This window comes from Enterobacter sp. 296B2 (genome assembly GCF_034106185.1).
GTDB classification, from domain to species: domain Bacteria; phylum Pseudomonadota; class Gammaproteobacteria; order Enterobacterales; family Enterobacteriaceae; genus Enterobacter; species Enterobacter cloacae_N.
In genome coordinates, this window is the sequence record NZ_JAWNCA010000010.1 from 69,553 (window position 1) to 84,895 (window position 15,343).

The window sequence follows — 15,343 nt, forward strand, 5'->3', positions numbered from 1 at the left end:
CATTAACAGAACAACCCATTAACACATCATCAACAAATCAGAGTTTTGATCTGCGATATTCATTTTAAACGAATATTTATTTCTGATTTGATCGGTTAACGGTGATCTACCTCACGGTTAATCGGCTTTTTCTGGATAAAATGACCATGCTTTCAATTACTGAAAGGAAAATGAAACATGGAAAACAACAATCGCTTAATGCCCCATATAAGGCGGACAACACATATCATGATGTTTGCCCACCGAAACTGCTTTGACTTTCATCTCTTTAATGCCCGGTAGTCCTTCGACTTCTGGCGCACTCGCTTACAGGCTATCCTTAAACACCTTATTTTACAGGCTATTGCCTGTTATCTCGTGCGCTCATTCATCCTGATTCAGAATCATCCGCACCGGGCGGACTGAATTTCAATCATCAAAAAAGCAATTCACTGATTTTAATCAGCGGCCACCCTTTGCTTTTTTTCCGGAAAAATTATCGATTTCTTTCTTGCAAGAAATCGAAGGACGCTTATTACCTAAAATAAAGAGAGAAAGATGAAAAGTTTAAAAATCGCAGCCAGCCGTGCATGTCCGGATTGCTTTACTACCCAACGTGAACTGGTGGATGTCCGCGCCTCTGATTATATTGATGTTGCCGCCATTGTTCTGACGGTTACGGATATTGCCAGCGGTATTCTGGACGAAATAGAAGCCACCGGTTTTGGCATTCCCGTATTTGTCGCAACGCACAAAGAAGAGTTCATCCCGGCAGACTATTTATCTCGCATTCATGGCGTATTTGAGTTCTCAGACACCAGCAACGACTTTTATGGACGCCAGCTGGAAGCGGCCGCCCAGAAGTATGAAACCCAGCTGCGCCCGCCGTTTTTCCGCGCCCTTGTCGACTATGTAAAACAGGGCAACAGCGCGTTTGACTGCCCGGGGCATCAGGGTGGCCAGTTCTTTCGCCGCCATCCTGCCGGCAATCAGTTTGTCGATTTCTTTGGTGAGACGCTTTTCCGCGCCGATCTGTGCAACGCCGACGTGGCGATGGGCGATCTGCTGATCCACGAAGGCGCGCCGTGCATCGCCCAGCAGCATGCGGCAAAAGTCTTTAATGCCGATAAGACCTACTTCGTGCTGAACGGTACCTCGTCATCCAACAAAGTGGTGCTTAACGCTCTGCTCACCCCGGGCGACCTGGTGCTATTCGACCGTAATAACCACAAATCTAACCATCACGGTGCACTCCTCCAGGCTGGCGCAACGCCGGTCTATCTGGAAACGGCGCGCAACCCGTACGGCTTCATTGGCGGCATTGACGCCCACTGCTTCGAAGAAAGCTATCTGCGCGAGCTGGTAGCAGAGGTGGCGCCGGGCCGCGCGCGCGACGAACGTCCGTTCCGTCTGGCGGTTATCCAGCTGGGTACCTACGACGGCACCATCTATAACGCCCGTCAGGTGGTGGATAAGATTGGGCACCTGTGTGATTACATCCTGTTTGACTCGGCCTGGGTGGGTTACGAGCAGTTTATTCCGATGATGGCCGACTGCTCGCCGCTGCTGCTGGAGCTGAACGAAAACGATCCGGGGATCCTGGTCACCCAGTCCGTGCATAAACAACAGGCTGGCTTCTCGCAGACCTCGCAAATCCATAAGAAAGACAGCCATATCAAAGGGCAACAGCGCTATGTCCCACATAAGCGGCTGAATAATGCCTTCATGATGCACGCCTCCACCAGCCCATTTTATCCGCTGTTCGCTGCGCTGGACATCAACGCCCGCATGCATGAAGGCCAGAGCGGCCGCAACATGTGGATGGACTGCGTGGTTAACGGTATCGAAGCGCGCAAGCTGATCCTGGAGAACTGCCGGTATCTGCGCCCGTTCGTGCCGGAGACAGTGGATGGCCGTCCGTGGGAAAGCTGGGACACGGCGGAGATTGCAACCGATCTACGCTTCTTCCACTTCGTGCCGGGTGAAAACTGGCACGCTTTTGAAGGCTACGCTGAGCACCAGTATTTTATCGACCCGTGCAAGCTCCTGCTGACCACGCCGGGCATTAACGCCCGCACCGGGGAGTATGACGACTTCGGCGTGCCCGCCACTATCCTTGCCAACTTCCTTCGCGAAAACGGCATCGTGCCGGAAAAATGCGATCTCAACTCGATCCTGTTCCTGCTCACGCCGGCGGAAGATATGGGCAAGCTGCAGCAGCTTGTGGCACAGCTGGTGCGCTTCGAAAAACTGCTCGAGAGCGATGTTCCGCTGAAAGAGGTATTGCCTTCTCTCTACAAACAACATCCGGAACGTTACGCGGATTACACCCTGCGCCAGATCTGCCAGGAAATGCATGACCTGTACGCCCGCCACAACGTGAAGCAGCTGCAAAAAGAGATGTTCCGCAAGTCTCACTTCCCACGCGTGATGATGAACCCGCAGGACGCGAACTACGCCTACCTGCGCGGCGAGGTCGAGCTGGTCTCCCTGCGCAACGCGGAAGGCCGCATCGCCGCTGAAGGTGCGCTCCCTTACCCACCGGGGGTGCTGTGCGTGGTTCCAGGGGAAGTCTGGGGTGGTTCCGTGCTGCGCTACTTTGCCGCGCTGGAAGAAGGCATCAACCTGCTGCCGGGCTTCGCGCCGGAGTTGCAGGGCGTGTATGTCGAGGAGTGTGACGGTCGCAAACAGGTTCGCTGCTACGTCATCAAACAATCCGCCGCTCAGCCCGCGCTGCTGAAAGGAGAGAAATTATGAGTAAGTCCAATAAGATGGGCGTGGTGCAGCTGACTATCCTTACCATGGTCAACATGATGGGTTCCGGGATCATTATGCTGCCCACCAAGCTCGCCGAAGTGGGGACGATTTCGATTATCTCCTGGCTTGTTACCGCCGTAGGATCGATGGCGTTGGCGTGGGCGTTCGCCAAGTGTGGGATGTTCAGCCGCAAGTCAGGTGGCATGGGCGGCTATGCAGAGTACGCCTTTGGTAAGTCCGGAAACTTTATGGCGAACTACACCTACGGCGTATCGCTGCTGATCGCCAACGTGGCGATTGCCATTTCCGCCGTCGGCTACGGCACGGAGCTGTTTGGCGTGACGCTCAGCCCGGTACAAATTGGGCTGGCGACCATCGGGGTTCTGTGGATCTGCACCGTGGCCAACTTTGGTGGCGCGCGCATTACCGGTCAGCTCTCCAGCATCACCGTCTGGGGCGTGATTATCCCGGTTGTCGGCCTGTGCATCATCGGCTGGTTCTGGTTCAGCCCAACGCTCTACGCCAACTCCTGGAATCCGCACCACGTGCCGTTCTTTACGGCAGTGGGCTCGTCTATCGCCATGACGCTCTGGGCCTTTCTGGGTCTGGAATCCGCCTGTGCGAACGCGGAAGTGGTAGAGAACCCGGAGAAGAACGTGCCGATTGCGGTCCTCGGCGGAACGCTGGGCGCGGCGGTGATCTATATCGTCTCGACTAACGTCATTGCCGGGATTGTGCCAAACATGGATCTGGCTAACTCCACGGCGCCGTTCGGGCTGGCCTTTGCCCAGATGTTCACCCCGGAAGTCGGGAAAGTGATCATGGGTCTGATGGTGATGTCCTGCTGCGGCTCGCTACTCGGCTGGCAGTTCACCATCGCGCAGGTGTTTAAATCCTCGGCTGATGAAGGTTACTTCCCAAAAATCTTCTCCCGCGTGACCAAAGCCGACGCGCCGGTGCAGGGTATGCTGGCAATTGTCATCTTCCAGAGCGGATTGTCGCTGATGACCATTAGCCCGTCCCTGAACAGCCAGTTTAACGTGCTGGTCAACCTGGCGGTGGTGACGAATATCATTCCGTATATTCTGTCGATGGCGGCGCTGGCGATCATTCAGAAGGTGGCGAAAGTTGATCCACGCAAAGCGCGTGCGGCGAATATTGTGGCGCTGATTGGGGCAATCTACAGCTTCTATGCGCTCTACTCATCCGGCCAGGAAGCGATGCTGTATGGCGCGATGGTGACCTTTATGGGCTGGACGCTGTACGGTCTGGTGTCACCGAGATTTGAATTGAAGAATAAGCATAGTTAAAAAAAAGCCCGGTGGCGCTAGCGCTTACCGGGCCTTTTTCTCCCTCTCCCTTTGGGAGAGGGCCGGGGTGGAGGCATCAGCCCGCACCAGAACCGCACTTACGCGTTTTTCAGCACTTCGCTGACAATCTCTACCGCTTCTTTCTCAATCTGCTGGCGGTGCTCAGCGCCGAGGAAGCTTTCGCAATAGATTTTGTACGCATCTTCCGTACCGGACGGACGCGCGGCGAACCAGCCATTTTCGGTCATCACTTTCAGTCCACCGATAGACGCACCGTTACCCGGTGCCGCCGTCAGACGGGCAGTGATCGGATCGCCTGCCAGGGTACTTGCGCTGACCATCTCTGGGGAGAGTTTGGACAATGCAGCTTTCTGCGCAGAGGTCGCGCCAGCCTGGATACGGTTATAGCTTGGCGCACCAAAGCGTGCCGCCAGCTCGTTGTAGTGTTCCTGCGGGTTTTTACCGGTAACCGCGGTGATTTCCGCAGCCAGCAGGCACATGATGATGCCGTCTTTATCGGTTGACCACGGGGTGCCGTCGAAGCGCAGGAAGGACGCGCCCGCGCTCTCTTCGCCGCCGAAGCCAAAGCTGCCGTCGTGCAGACCGTCAACGAACCACTTGAAGCCCACCGGCACTTCCACCAGCTTGCGGCCCAGCGCGTCCACCACGCGGTCGATCATCGCAGAAGAGACCAGCGTTTTACCGACAGCCACCTCTTTGCCCCACTGCGGGCGGTGCTGGAACAAGTAGTTGATCGCAACAGCCAGGTAGTGGTTCGGGTTCATCAGCCCGGCAGGGGTGACGATGCCGTGACGGTCATAATCCGGGTCGTTAGCAAATGCCAGATCGAACTTGTCGCGCAGCGCCAGCAGGCCCGCCATCGCGCACTCGGAGGAGCAGTCCATACGGATCGCGCCGTCTTTGTCCAGGTGCATGAAGCGGAAGGTCTGATCAACGTGATCGTTCACGATGGTCAGATCCAGCTTGTAGTGCTCGGCGATGCGCTTCCAGTACTCAATACCGGAGCCGCCCAGCGGATCCACGCCCAGCTTCAGGCCGGCTTTCTGAATCGCCGCCATATCGACGATATCCGCCAGCCCTTCCACGAACGGCTGAACCAGATCCTGCTCTTTCACGTGGCCGGAGGCCATCGCTTCATCAAGAGAAATACGTTTAACGCCTTTCAGGCCGTCGGCCAGCAGCGCGTTTGCACGATCTTCCACCACTTTGGTGACGTTGGTGTCAGCCGGGCCGCCGTTAGGTGGGTTGTATTTGATACCACCGTCTTCCGGCGGGTTGTGGGATGGCGTGATAACGATCCCGTCTGCCAGTGCGCCACCTTTTTTGTTGTGCACAAGGATTGCGTTTGATACCGCCGGCGTTGGGGTGAAGCCGTTGTTCTCCTGCACAATCATGTCAACGCCGTTTGCCGCCAGCACTTCCAGCACGGAAATGAACGCCGGTTCAGACAGCGCATGGGTATCTTTGCCCACGTAGCACGGACCGGTAACGCCGTTTTTGGCGCGCTCTTCCGCAATGGCCTGAGCAATGGCCAGAATATGCGGTTCGTTAAAGCTGTGGCGAGCCGCGCTGCCGCGGTGACCAGATGTACCAAACTTCACTGCGTGTTCTGCGTTGCCCACGACCGGTTTCAGCACGTAATACTGCGCGGTCAGCTGAGCGACGTTAATCAAATCGCTTTGTTGTGCAGGTTGGCCTGCACGGCTGTGATTTGCCATTACCGGGTCCTTATGATGCAAGGGTTAAATTGTACCGCAAACCTTTTCAATCAATTCCGCCGGGAACTGCATGGACTGCATGATGTGTTCAATCATGCTGCACTTGCGGCCCGTATTGGTATTGGTGATCACCCAGTACGGGGTGCCAGGGACATGTTTAGGTTTGGTTTGATTGCCATTTTGCAGCAGCGTCTGCTCGTCGCCCGCGAAATAGACGCGGGTACGGCCGTGCAGCGACTCGGTCGCTTCAGCAAACGCTTTGTTATCCAGGGCGTAAAGTGTAGACAGCACCAGCATAAAACGGTTGACCGCCTTTTTCTGCTCCGCATATTCGTCGGAGAGCAGCAGCTCACGCATCGCGCGCACTTTATCTTTTACCGGCGTCACGGCAGGTTTTGCCTGTGCAGCAACGCTCGGCTGAGACACGACATCTTTGGTAACTGGGGTGGCAGGCTGTGAAGCGGCGGAAATTTTAAGCATGCGCCGTAAAATGTCGGACGCGCTCTCCCCGATATGCCGCGTCTGGCTGGCAATATACTGATAGAGTTCGTCATCAACTTCGATTGTTTTCATCTTAATCCAGTGCGATATCTTATCTGAATACAAGTCATTGGGATTATAAGGTCAAATCCCAACAGCGGATAGCGTCAAACCAGGTTGGCGGCAAAAGTCAGATTAAACTGGAACCTTGCAGCCGGGCGGCAGAATGGTCAACATGATACCCTAACCTGACATACGTAAAAAAAGAACTTTGCCATGAAATTGAATACCCGAGCGCAAACTGCACAATCGCCGAACAATAATTCCCCCATCGTGCTGGTTCATGGACTTTTTGGCAGCCTGGATAACCTGGGCGTGCTGGCCCGCGATTTGGTCACCGATCACGATATTCTACAGGTTGATATGCGCAATCACGGGCTTTCCGGCCGCTCAGACGAAATGACCTATGCGGCAATGGCGAAGGATCTGCTGGATACGCTTGATGCGCACAATCTGCAGAAGGTGACCCTCATCGGGCATTCAATGGGCGGTAAAGCGGTTATGGCGCTCACCGCGCTGGCGCCAGAACGCATTTCCGGGCTTGTGGTCATTGATGTTGCCCCTGTGGACTACGACGTTCGACGTCATGATGAGATTTTCGCAGCAATTAATGCTGTAACTGCAGCTGGCGTTTCCACACGTCAGCAGGCGGCAACGGTTATGCGTGAGCATCTTGATGAAGAAGGCGTGGTGCAGTTCCTTTTGAAATCGTTTGTTGACGGGCAATGGCGTTTTAACGTGCCGGTGCTGTGGGACCAGTACAACAACATCGTGGGCTGGGAAACCGTCCCCACCTGGCCGCACCCTGCTCTCTTTATTCGCGGCGGCCACTCTCCTTATATTACCGACGCTTACCGCGACACGCTGCTGGCACAGTTCCCGCAGGCGCGCGCCCACGTGATTGCCGGGGCCGGGCACTGGGTTCACGCCGAAAAACCTGACGCTGTACTGCGCGCTATCCGCCGCTATCTCGCTGATACTGCAAATTGATTAAAAAGAGAGCGACTGGAAGATGACAGGCTTCCAGTCGTTGGCGTGCCGTTTTTGGTGATGTATGATGGCGCGCTTATCGCCCGGGCTTTAGCAGGGCGGCGTGTTTCCCCCGAAGTCTCAGAATCATGGCCAAAGAACAAACGGACCGTACGACACTAGATCTGTTCGCGAATGAGCGTCGACCGGGACGACCGAAAACGAATCCGCTTTCGCGCGATGAACAGCTGCGTATCAATAAACGCAATCAGCTTAAACGCGATAAAAATCGTGGGCTTAAGCGTGTCGAACTGAAGCTCAACGCTGACGCTGTCGATGCGCTTAACGAGCTGGCCGAGGCGCGTAATATCAGCCGCAGCGAGCTTATTGAAGAGATGCTCATCGCTCAGCTTGAGACGCTTCGCAGCCAGGCATAAGTCTGAAAAACCCCTTTATCGCCCTTTTCATGTAGCACAGAGTGCAGTCCTGCGCGATAGCGGTTTCCGCAGGGTTGCCAGTTCTGCTATTATTGCCCTTATCCGTGGCCGAATTGCGCCACCATACCATTAAGTTTCAAGAGGTTATTTTACTCATGGCAATCATCGGCATTTTCTTCGGCAGTGATACCGGCAATACCGAAAATATCGCAAAAAACATTCAGAAACAGCTCGGTAAAGACGTTGCTGATGTGCATGACATCGCCAAGAGCAGCAAAGAAGATCTCGAGGGCTATGACATTCTGCTGCTGGGTATTCCAACCTGGTACTACGGTGAAGCCCAGTGCGACTGGGACGATTTCTTCCCGACGCTGGAAGAGGTGGACTTCAACGGGAAGCTGGTCGCACTGTTTGGCTGTGGCGATCAGGAAGACTATGCCGAGTACTTCTGTGACGCGCTGGGGACGATTCGCGACATCATTGAGCCGAATGGCGCGGTTATTGTTGGTCACTGGCCGACTGCCGGTTACCACTTCGAAGCCTCTAAAGGCCTGGCCGATGACGATCATTTTGTCGGTCTGGCCATTGACGAAGACCGTCAGCCTGAGCTTACGGCAGAGCGTGTAGAGAAGTGGGTTAAGCAGATCCGTGAAGAACTCCACCTGGACGATATTCTCAACGCCTGATTTTTTCTACGGCGCAACGCAGGTTGCGCCCGTTTTCCAGGTAAAACCGATTAAATTAATTGCTACAAACTTTTAACTTTTTCGCCCAGACCTGTACAATGTCTCCCTGGCAAAATGTGGTTTCCATTGAGCAAGTTTGTTGGTGATACCACGTTTTTATAAGCATACTTTGCCTGAGACTTGCAGTTTTCATTTAGGCATGGCAGTTCTATAATGAGACGCATTAACCCAGGTGCATTTTCTGTCACTTCCTTCAGAAGTGAATCGTTTAGCAACAGGACAGATTCCGCATGACTGACAACAATACCGCATTAAAGAAGGCTGGCCTGAAAGTAACGCTTCCTCGATTAAAAATCCTCGAAGTGCTTCAGGGTCCAGACAATCACCATGTCAGTGCGGAAGACCTTTATAAACGTCTTATCGACATGGGTGAAGAGATTGGGCTGGCCACCGTTTATCGCGTGCTGAACCAGTTTGATGACGCGGGCATTGTTACCCGTCATAATTTCGAAGGCGGTAAATCTGTATTCGAACTGACCCAGCAGCATCACCACGATCACCTGATCTGCCTCGATTGCGGCAAGGTCATTGAATTTAGCGATGATTCCATCGAAGCGCGTCAGCGTGAAATCGCAGCTCGTCACGGCATTCGCCTGACCAACCACAGCCTGTACCTATACGGTCACTGCGCTGAAGGGGATTGCCGCGAGAATGAACACGCTCACGACACAAAATAAGTTAGCGTTCATACTCTGAGCCAGCCGCGAGGTTGGCTTTTTTTTGCGTCAAAAAAGCCCGGTAAGCAAAGTGCCACCGGGTGTAAAGCAACTTATTTATTGTTATTGCGTATCTCGTTCCAGATCTTATCGCAACGCTTCGCCACTTCCTGATCGTTACCGGTTTTACGCGCCTGAATACAGGCCTGATAATCCATCACCCGAACGTTCTCCTGCGTCGCGAACTGCTCATGCGCTTTCTCTTTCTTCAACACATTCAGCACGCTCCGACAGGCTTCGATTTTCTCCGGCGATCCTTCCGCGGTATTAATACAGGCGCTATACGCCTCCTTCAGACGGGAATCCTCTTTTGGCGCCTGAGTCTGAGCGCACGCCACCAGCCCTGATGCCAGCAACGCGACGATTACGATTTTTTTCATCATGTGCAGTCTCCAGACCGGCGGGACTCAGCCCGCCGGTGTGCTCATCAGAAGATGGTGAATGGGGCGATAACCATGAATTTGACGTCACGTTCATCCTGGAAGATGTTGCCGTAACCGCCCGCATAGCTTGGAATATCGGAGTGGTTGTCATACTGGGTGAAGTGCAGCTTGAACATCGTGCCTTTCGCGCGGCCATCCTGCAGGGTATAGATAGCATCCAGGCTGTAGGAGGACTCTTTCAGGCGATAGTTAGGATCGTAGTAGGCATCCGGCGTCGCCATGTCTGCTGGTTTTGCGTCCCAGGCGTATGCGTAAGAAGCCCCCACCGCCCAGCCAGGCAGGTTCCAGTTTTTCAGGTCATACATGGCGCCGAAGAAGACCGCTTTCTCGCCGTCGGCGTTGAAGTCGGAGCGGTTATCCCACCAGATATCCAGACGACCGTTGGATGATGCATAGGTCGGGGTCATACGCTGCAGGAAGTAGCCCTGCTGCCCTTCCGCCTTCACCCATGTCCCTTCCAGACGCAAATCAACCTGACCGACTTTGTAGCCGAAGGTCAGCGCCTGAAGCCACGCGGTGCCGTTATAAATGTCATTTACGCTGCCATCGCTGACCTTATCGCGCGTACCGTAGAACTGGTAGCTGGTGCTCAGCGGGCTACCGGCGATATCAAATTTGTAGCTGGCTTTAGCAAAATACTGATCGATATAGCCTTCCGCCTGACCAAATGCGGCTTCCAGAACCAGATCGTTTTTAAAGTCGTACTTCGCGCCCAGCGAGTGGAGGTAATCGACTTTGGTTTTCTTATCGTTCTGGTAGAACTTATCCATTTCGATGTGCCACGGCGCTTTGTACTCGTTGGTCCACATATAGGAGAAGCTCAACGCACCTGCGTCACCGTAGTCAAAGTTAGCCCCGGCTTCTGCACCCTGATAGGTACCAGGCATAAAGCTCCAGTGCGGCGCTAACAGCGTCTGGCCGGTTGGCTGAATATACCCCCCGCGCGCCCAGACCGGGCCGTATTTAAATTTCGCTGCAGCCTTATAAAGGCTGATACCGCTTTTATCTCCGGACCAGTCTTCGTCATAGGCTTTATTGCTGGAGGAGAAGGCAATTTCGTTCGGGTGGCCGCTGTCGCCGTTTTCCGCCATTTCGATTGCGGTAAATGCGGCAATATCCAGACCGAACATATCAGCGGCATAGCCTGACTGGAAGTCCAGGTTGGCGTTCCAGGTGGAGTGAGAGAGGTTGGTTTTGTATTTATCTTCTGTGACATCTTTACGGTCACGTTCACGCTGCCAGTAATAAATACCGCCAGTGAGGGTAGAATCTTCGATGAAACCTGCTGCTTTCGCCTCTGGTGTCACCACCAGGCCCGACATTGCTGTCACACCGGCAATAGCCAGCGCCAGCGTACTACGTTTGCCACTGAACGTACGCATAGATTATTCCTCTTTGACGAATTAAAACGCCTTAAACGGCGAAAATATAAAAGACCAAATGGTCAGGGGTAGTTATAAATACCCTCGAATTAACTACCGTCTTTAGGTTATTTTTCGCGACGCGAATTATCAATGCTTTTCAGTGGGCAAAAGTCAGGATTATGACGAAGTGCACATAATTGGTAGTGCTTTGTAACATTTAGTCGGATGCGAGGTATGGCGGGGCTAAAGCAGGTAATTTCAACGTATTAGATCGTAAAAAAACACGTATTTGTCTTTACTCTCTGTTTTATCAAAAAGACAAACTTTTTTTAGAAAAATAAGTAGCACCACGTTGACCAAAAATTTTAGTTGGCCTAATTACGGGTCTACTTTAACGATATGATCATTAAAAAAAAACACGCCGCTATAAGCGGCGTTTGTTTCTCATTGACCAGTGCAGCGTTATTATTCGCCGATCTTCGTCCAGGTATCACGCAGACCTACGGTACGGTTAAATACCGGCTTTTCTGCCGTACTGTAACGGCTGTCCAGGCAGAAGTAACCTTCACGTTCAAACTGGAATGCTTTGCCCGCTTCAGCCGCTTTCAGCGACGGCTCCGCGTAACCCTGTTTGATCACCAAAGATTCCGGGTTGATAGTCGCCAGGAAGTCTTCAGCTGCACCCGGGTTAGGCACGCTAAACAGACGATCGTACAGACGAATTTCTACCGGCAGCGCGTGGGAAGCGCTCACCCAGTGGATCACGCCTTTCACCTTGCGGCCATCTGCCGGATCTTTGCTCAGCGTCTCTGCATCGTACGAACAGAAGATGGTGGTGATGTTGCCTTCTGCATCTTTCTCTACGCGCTCGGCTTTGATGACGTAGGCGTTACGCAGACGCACTTCTTTACCCAGCACCAGACGTTTGTACTGCTTATTGGCTTCTTCACGGAAGTCAGCACGATCGATCCAGATTTCACCGCTGAACGGCACGTCGCGGCTTCCCATTTCCGGTTTGTTCGGATGGTTAGGCATGGAGACCAGCTCGCTTCCACCCTGCGGGTAGTTTTCGATAACCAGTTTCACCGGATCGATAACGGCCATCGCGCGCGGGGCGTTTTCGTTGAGATCTTCACGAATGCAGGATTCCAGAGACGCCATTTCGATGGTGTTGTCCTGCTTGGTCACGCCAATACGTTTGCAGAACTCACGAATAGAGGCGGCAGTGTAACCACGACGGCGCAGACCAGAGATGGTTGGCATACGCGGATCGTCCCAACCCTCAACGTGCTTGTCTGTTACCAGCAGGTTCAGCTTACGCTTGGACATCACGGTGTATTCCAGATTCAGACGAGAGAACTCGTACTGACGCGGATGCACAGGAATGGTGATGTTATCCAGCACCCAGTCGTACAGACGACGGTTGTCCTGGAACTCCAGCGTACACAGGGAGTGCGTAATGCCTTCCAGCGCATCGCTAATGCAGTGGGTGAAGTCGTACATCGGGTAGATGCACCACTTGTTGCCGGTCTGGTGGTGTTCCGCAAATTTAATGCGGTACAGCACCGGGTCACGCATCACGATAAACGGAGACGCCATGTCGATTTTGGCGCGCAGGCACGCTTTGCCTTCTTCGAAACCACCGGCACGCATTTTTTCAAACAGCGCCAGGTTCTCTTCCACGCTGCGATCGCGGAACGGGCTGTTTTTACCTGGCGCAGTCAGCGTACCGCGATACTCGCGGATTTCGTCAGCAGACAGTTCGTCGACGTATGCCAGACCTTTATTGATCAGCTCCACCGCGTAGGCATACAGCTGATCAAAATAGTCAGAGGAGTAGCAGATATCGCCAGACCAGTTGAAGCCCAGCCATTGCACGTCGTTTTTAATGGACTCAACGTATTCGATGTCTTCTTTTACTGGGTTGGTGTCATCGAAACGCAGGTTGCACTGCCCCTGGTAATCTTGCGCAATGCCAAAATTCAGGCAGATCGATTTCGCGTGACCAATGTGCAGGTAGCCGTTCGGCTCCGGCGGGAAACGCGTATGTACCGTGGTGTGCTTACCACTGGCCAGATCTTCATCGATGATCTGACGAATAAAGTTACTCGGGCGGGCTTCTGCCTCACTCATCGTGGATTCCTCAAAGCGTAAACAACGTATAACGGCGTATGATCTTATAAGCCGGACGTAGTGACAACCCTTAGTTACGGAAAATACGTATCAGATGAAAATAATGGGGGCATTTGCTGCAAAAAAAAGCGGCGGAGGATATCCCCCGCCGCTTAAGGCATGACTCTACTCAGGAGCGATTACTTGCCTTTAATCTCATACAGCGGTGTTTGGCCTGCAACTACCTGACCTTTCGCCTGAATGACCAGGCCGCTGAAGTCATCAATGTTGCTGCAAACGACCGGGCTAATCATGGAGCGCGCGTTGGCGTTCAGGAAGTCCAGATCCATTTCCAGAATCGGCTGACCCGCCACCACTTCAGCGCCCTCTTCTACCAGGCGAGTAAAGCCCTGACCGTTCAGCGCAACGGTATCGATACCCATATGGACAACGATCTCCGCGCCTTTTTCGGTTTCGAGGCAGAACGCGTGGTTGGTGTTGAAGATTTTCACGATGGTACCGGCCGCCGGAGACACAACGGTTTTGTCCGTTGGTTTCACCGCCACGCCGTCACCAACCGCTTTGCTGGCGAACGCTTCGTCAGGCACCTGCTCAAGCGCAACCACGTCACCGGTGACCGGGGACACCAGCGCAGCGATAGTCACCGCATTTGGCACGGCCTGCGGTTTTGCAACCGGCGCTTCAGCTACTGGAGCGCTATCCGTTGAGGCGGCAACAACCGGCCCACGGGCGACCACTTTTTTCATTTCATCGCCGATAGATTCAGCTTTCGCACCCACGATAACCTGGATGGTTTGCTTATTCAGTTTCACCACACCAGACGCGCCCAGGCGTTTACACATCGCATCGCTCACGCGCGCGGAATCACCCACGGTCAGACGCAGACGAGTAATACAGGCGTCAATCGCTTTCAGGTTGTCGGTACCGCCGACTGCGGCAATGTAGCTGGTCGCCAGCTGGGTTAAACCTTCTTCGGTATTGCTGTTTGCTTCACTGGTAACAACATCTTCTTTCGTATCTTCGCGGCCCGGCGTTTTCAGGTTAAACATACGAATCACCGCGCTGAACAGAACGAAGTAGATAACGAAGAAGATCAGGCCCATCACCACCAGCATCCAGACGTTGCTGCTTGCCGCCGGCAGGTTGTACATCAACACGTAGTCAATGGCGCCTGCGGAGAAGGAGAAGCCCGCATGGATACCCAGAAGGGTGGCAACGAACAGGCTGATACCGGTCAGGATTGCGTGCATGAGGTACAGCAGCGGAGCCAGGAACATGAACAGGAATTCCAGTGGCTCGGTAACACCGGTCAGGAAAGCGGTAATCGCAACAGACAGCAGCATGCCGCCAACCATCGGACGACGCGCTTTTGGCGCGGCCAGGTACATAGCAAGCGCAGCACCAGGCAGACCAAACATCATAATTGGGAAGAAACCGGACATAAACATGCCCGCGGTGCCGTCACCCGCGTAGAAGCGGTTGATGTCGCCGTGGAAAACGGTGCCCGCCGCATTGGTAAACTCACCAATCTGGAACCATGCGATGGTATTCAGCACCTGATGCAGGCCTGTAGGGATCAGCAGACGGTTAATGAAACCGAAGATACCTGCGCCCATCGCACCCGCAGAAACGATCCACTCGCCGCCCGCATGAATGGCATGCTGCACCGGCGGCCAAACGTAGCCAAAGATCGCTGCCAGAACCAGGCAGAAGAAGCCCGTCGCGATCGGAACGAAACGTTTTCCACCGAAGAAACTCAGGAAATCAGGAAGCTTAATATTTGCCCAGCGGTTATACACGGCGCCGCCAACCAGACCGGTAATGATACCCGCCAGCACGCCCATATTGATTTCAGGGTTAATGGTTACCATCGCTTTCGTCAGGATGAAATAACCGACTGCGCCTGCCAGAGCCGCAGCCCCTGCACTGTCTTTTGACCAACTGGACGCGACGCCGATGGCGAATATCAGCGCCAGGTTATCAAAAATAGCGCCGCCTGCCTGAGCAATGAACGGCACATTAAGAAGATCGGGTTGCCCGAATCGCAACAGTAATGCTGCAACCGGTAGCACGGCGATAGGGAGCTGCAAAGCCCTACCGAGGCGCTGGAAAAAACCTAAAATATTCATCCTATTCCCCCTACGAGGCCCGTTATCGGGCTCGTGCAGTAACTATGTTTTTATTGTGTCGACAACGATTAATACAGTTGA

Annotated in this window: 13 protein-coding genes; 7 read left to right on the forward strand and 6 right to left on the reverse strand. The window is 53.7% G+C overall.

What is annotated here, in order from left to right; all coding sequences use genetic code 11:
* Positions 1 to 177 precede the first annotated feature (177 nt).
* The 3 genes from speFL (at position 178) to potE (ending at position 4,046) form a co-directional block, all read left to right on the forward strand.
* Positions 178 to 282: a leader peptide SpeFL gene (gene speFL, locus URZ40_RS09900; RefSeq protein ID WP_003858645.1), complete on the forward strand. Its 105-nt coding sequence runs from the start codon at positions 178 to 180 to the stop codon at positions 280 to 282.
* A gap of 255 nt (positions 283 to 537) precedes the next feature.
* Positions 538 to 2,736, forward strand: a complete 2,199-nt coding sequence (speF, locus tag URZ40_RS09905) for an ornithine decarboxylase SpeF (RefSeq protein ID WP_320720481.1) — start codon at positions 538 to 540, stop codon at positions 2,734 to 2,736.
* Positions 2,733 to 4,046, forward strand: coding sequence for a putrescine-ornithine antiporter (gene potE / locus URZ40_RS09910; RefSeq protein WP_116343898.1), 1,314 nt, complete (start codon positions 2,733 to 2,735; stop codon positions 4,044 to 4,046). Before speF ends, potE begins: the two co-directional genes overlap by 4 nt.
* Positions 4,047 to 4,144: 98 nt before the next feature.
* Here the strand turns inward: potE and pgm are convergent, their stop codons facing one another.
* Complete coding sequence (gene pgm, locus URZ40_RS09915) at positions 4,145 to 5,785, reverse strand: phosphoglucomutase (alpha-D-glucose-1,6-bisphosphate-dependent) (RefSeq protein WP_320720482.1); 1,641 nt, start codon at positions 5,783 to 5,785, stop codon at positions 4,145 to 4,147.
* A gap of 24 nt (positions 5,786 to 5,809) precedes the next feature.
* On the reverse strand, positions 5,810 to 6,358 hold the full coding sequence (seqA, locus tag URZ40_RS09920; RefSeq protein ID WP_163330461.1) for a replication initiation negative regulator SeqA: 549 nt from the start codon (positions 6,356 to 6,358) through the stop codon (positions 5,810 to 5,812).
* Between the two features lie 183 nt (positions 6,359 to 6,541).
* On the opposite strand from seqA, the gene ybfF reads away from it, so the two are divergent.
* From ybfF to fur, 4 genes are all read left to right on the forward strand, one after another.
* Positions 6,542 to 7,315, forward strand: a complete 774-nt coding sequence (ybfF, locus tag URZ40_RS09925) for an esterase (RefSeq protein WP_320720483.1) — start codon at positions 6,542 to 6,544, stop codon at positions 7,313 to 7,315.
* Between the two features lie 128 nt (positions 7,316 to 7,443).
* Positions 7,444 to 7,731 (forward strand): LexA regulated protein, encoded by a 288-nt coding sequence (gene ybfE, locus URZ40_RS09930; protein WP_014883017.1) that lies wholly within the window; start codon positions 7,444 to 7,446, stop codon positions 7,729 to 7,731.
* 155 nt (positions 7,732 to 7,886) lie between these two features.
* Positions 7,887 to 8,417 carry a flavodoxin FldA gene (gene fldA / locus URZ40_RS09935; RefSeq protein ID WP_008501067.1) on the forward strand — a complete coding sequence of 177 codons (531 nt, stop codon included), beginning with the start codon at positions 7,887 to 7,889 and terminating at the stop codon, positions 8,415 to 8,417.
* 290 nt (positions 8,418 to 8,707) lie between these two features.
* Positions 8,708 to 9,154 (forward strand): ferric iron uptake transcriptional regulator, encoded by a 447-nt coding sequence (fur, locus tag URZ40_RS09940; RefSeq protein WP_028012361.1) that lies wholly within the window; start codon positions 8,708 to 8,710, stop codon positions 9,152 to 9,154.
* Positions 9,155 to 9,246: 92 nt separating this feature from the next.
* Here the strand turns inward: fur and chiQ are convergent, their stop codons facing one another.
* The 4 genes from chiQ to nagE all read right to left on the reverse strand — a co-directional run bounded on the left by chiQ (position 9,247) and on the right by nagE (position 15,262).
* Positions 9,247 to 9,573, reverse strand: coding sequence for a ChiQ/YbfN family lipoprotein (gene chiQ / locus URZ40_RS09945; protein WP_316380509.1), 327 nt, complete (start codon positions 9,571 to 9,573; stop codon positions 9,247 to 9,249).
* 47 nt (positions 9,574 to 9,620) lie between these two features.
* On the reverse strand, positions 9,621 to 11,018 hold the full coding sequence (gene chiP, locus URZ40_RS09950) for a chitoporin ChiP (protein ID WP_320720484.1): 1,398 nt from the start codon (positions 11,016 to 11,018) through the stop codon (positions 9,621 to 9,623).
* A gap of 447 nt (positions 11,019 to 11,465) precedes the next feature.
* The gene (glnS, locus tag URZ40_RS09955; protein WP_041910779.1) at positions 11,466 to 13,133 is read right to left on the reverse strand and encodes a glutamine--tRNA ligase; all 1,668 of its coding nucleotides are present in this window, start codon (positions 13,131 to 13,133) and stop codon (positions 11,466 to 11,468) included.
* A 179-nt stretch (positions 13,134 to 13,312) separates the two neighbouring features.
* Entirely contained in the window at positions 13,313 to 15,262 is a 1,950-nt protein-coding gene (gene nagE / locus URZ40_RS09960) for a PTS N-acetyl glucosamine transporter subunit IIABC (RefSeq protein WP_320720486.1), read from the reverse strand.
* Positions 15,263 to 15,343 lie beyond the last annotated feature (81 nt).

Excerpts from the sequence above, each read along its gene's own strand:
- ybfF (WP_320720483.1), top strand. The coding sequence starts at position 6,542 with ATGAAATTGAATACCCGAGCGCAAACTGCACAATCGCCGAACAATAAT.
- fur (WP_028012361.1), top strand. The coding sequence starts at position 8,708 with ATGACTGACAACAATACCGCATTAAAGAAGGCTGGCCTGAAAGTAACG.
- chiQ (WP_316380509.1), bottom strand. The coding sequence starts at position 9,573 with ATGAAAAAAATCGTAATCGTCGCGTTGCTGGCATCAGGGCTGGTGGCG.
- ybfE (WP_014883017.1), top strand. The coding sequence starts at position 7,444 with ATGGCCAAAGAACAAACGGACCGTACGACACTAGATCTGTTCGCGAAT.
- speFL (WP_003858645.1), top strand. The coding sequence starts at position 178 with ATGGAAAACAACAATCGCTTAATGCCCCATATAAGGCGGACAACACAT.
- potE (WP_116343898.1), top strand. The coding sequence starts at position 2,733 with ATGAGTAAGTCCAATAAGATGGGCGTGGTGCAGCTGACTATCCTTACC.
- seqA (WP_163330461.1), bottom strand. The coding sequence starts at position 6,358 with ATGAAAACAATCGAAGTTGATGACGAACTCTATCAGTATATTGCCAGC.
- chiP (WP_320720484.1), bottom strand. The coding sequence starts at position 11,018 with ATGCGTACGTTCAGTGGCAAACGTAGTACGCTGGCGCTGGCTATTGCC.
- pgm (WP_320720482.1), bottom strand. The coding sequence starts at position 5,785 with ATGGCAAATCACAGCCGTGCAGGCCAACCTGCACAACAAAGCGATTTG.
- speF (WP_320720481.1), top strand. The coding sequence starts at position 538 with ATGAAAAGTTTAAAAATCGCAGCCAGCCGTGCATGTCCGGATTGCTTT.
- nagE (WP_320720486.1), bottom strand. The coding sequence starts at position 15,262 with ATGAATATTTTAGGTTTTTTCCAGCGCCTCGGTAGGGCTTTGCAGCTC.
- fldA (WP_008501067.1), top strand. The coding sequence starts at position 7,887 with ATGGCAATCATCGGCATTTTCTTCGGCAGTGATACCGGCAATACCGAA.
- glnS (WP_041910779.1), bottom strand. The coding sequence starts at position 13,133 with ATGAGTGAGGCAGAAGCCCGCCCGAGTAACTTTATTCGTCAGATCATC.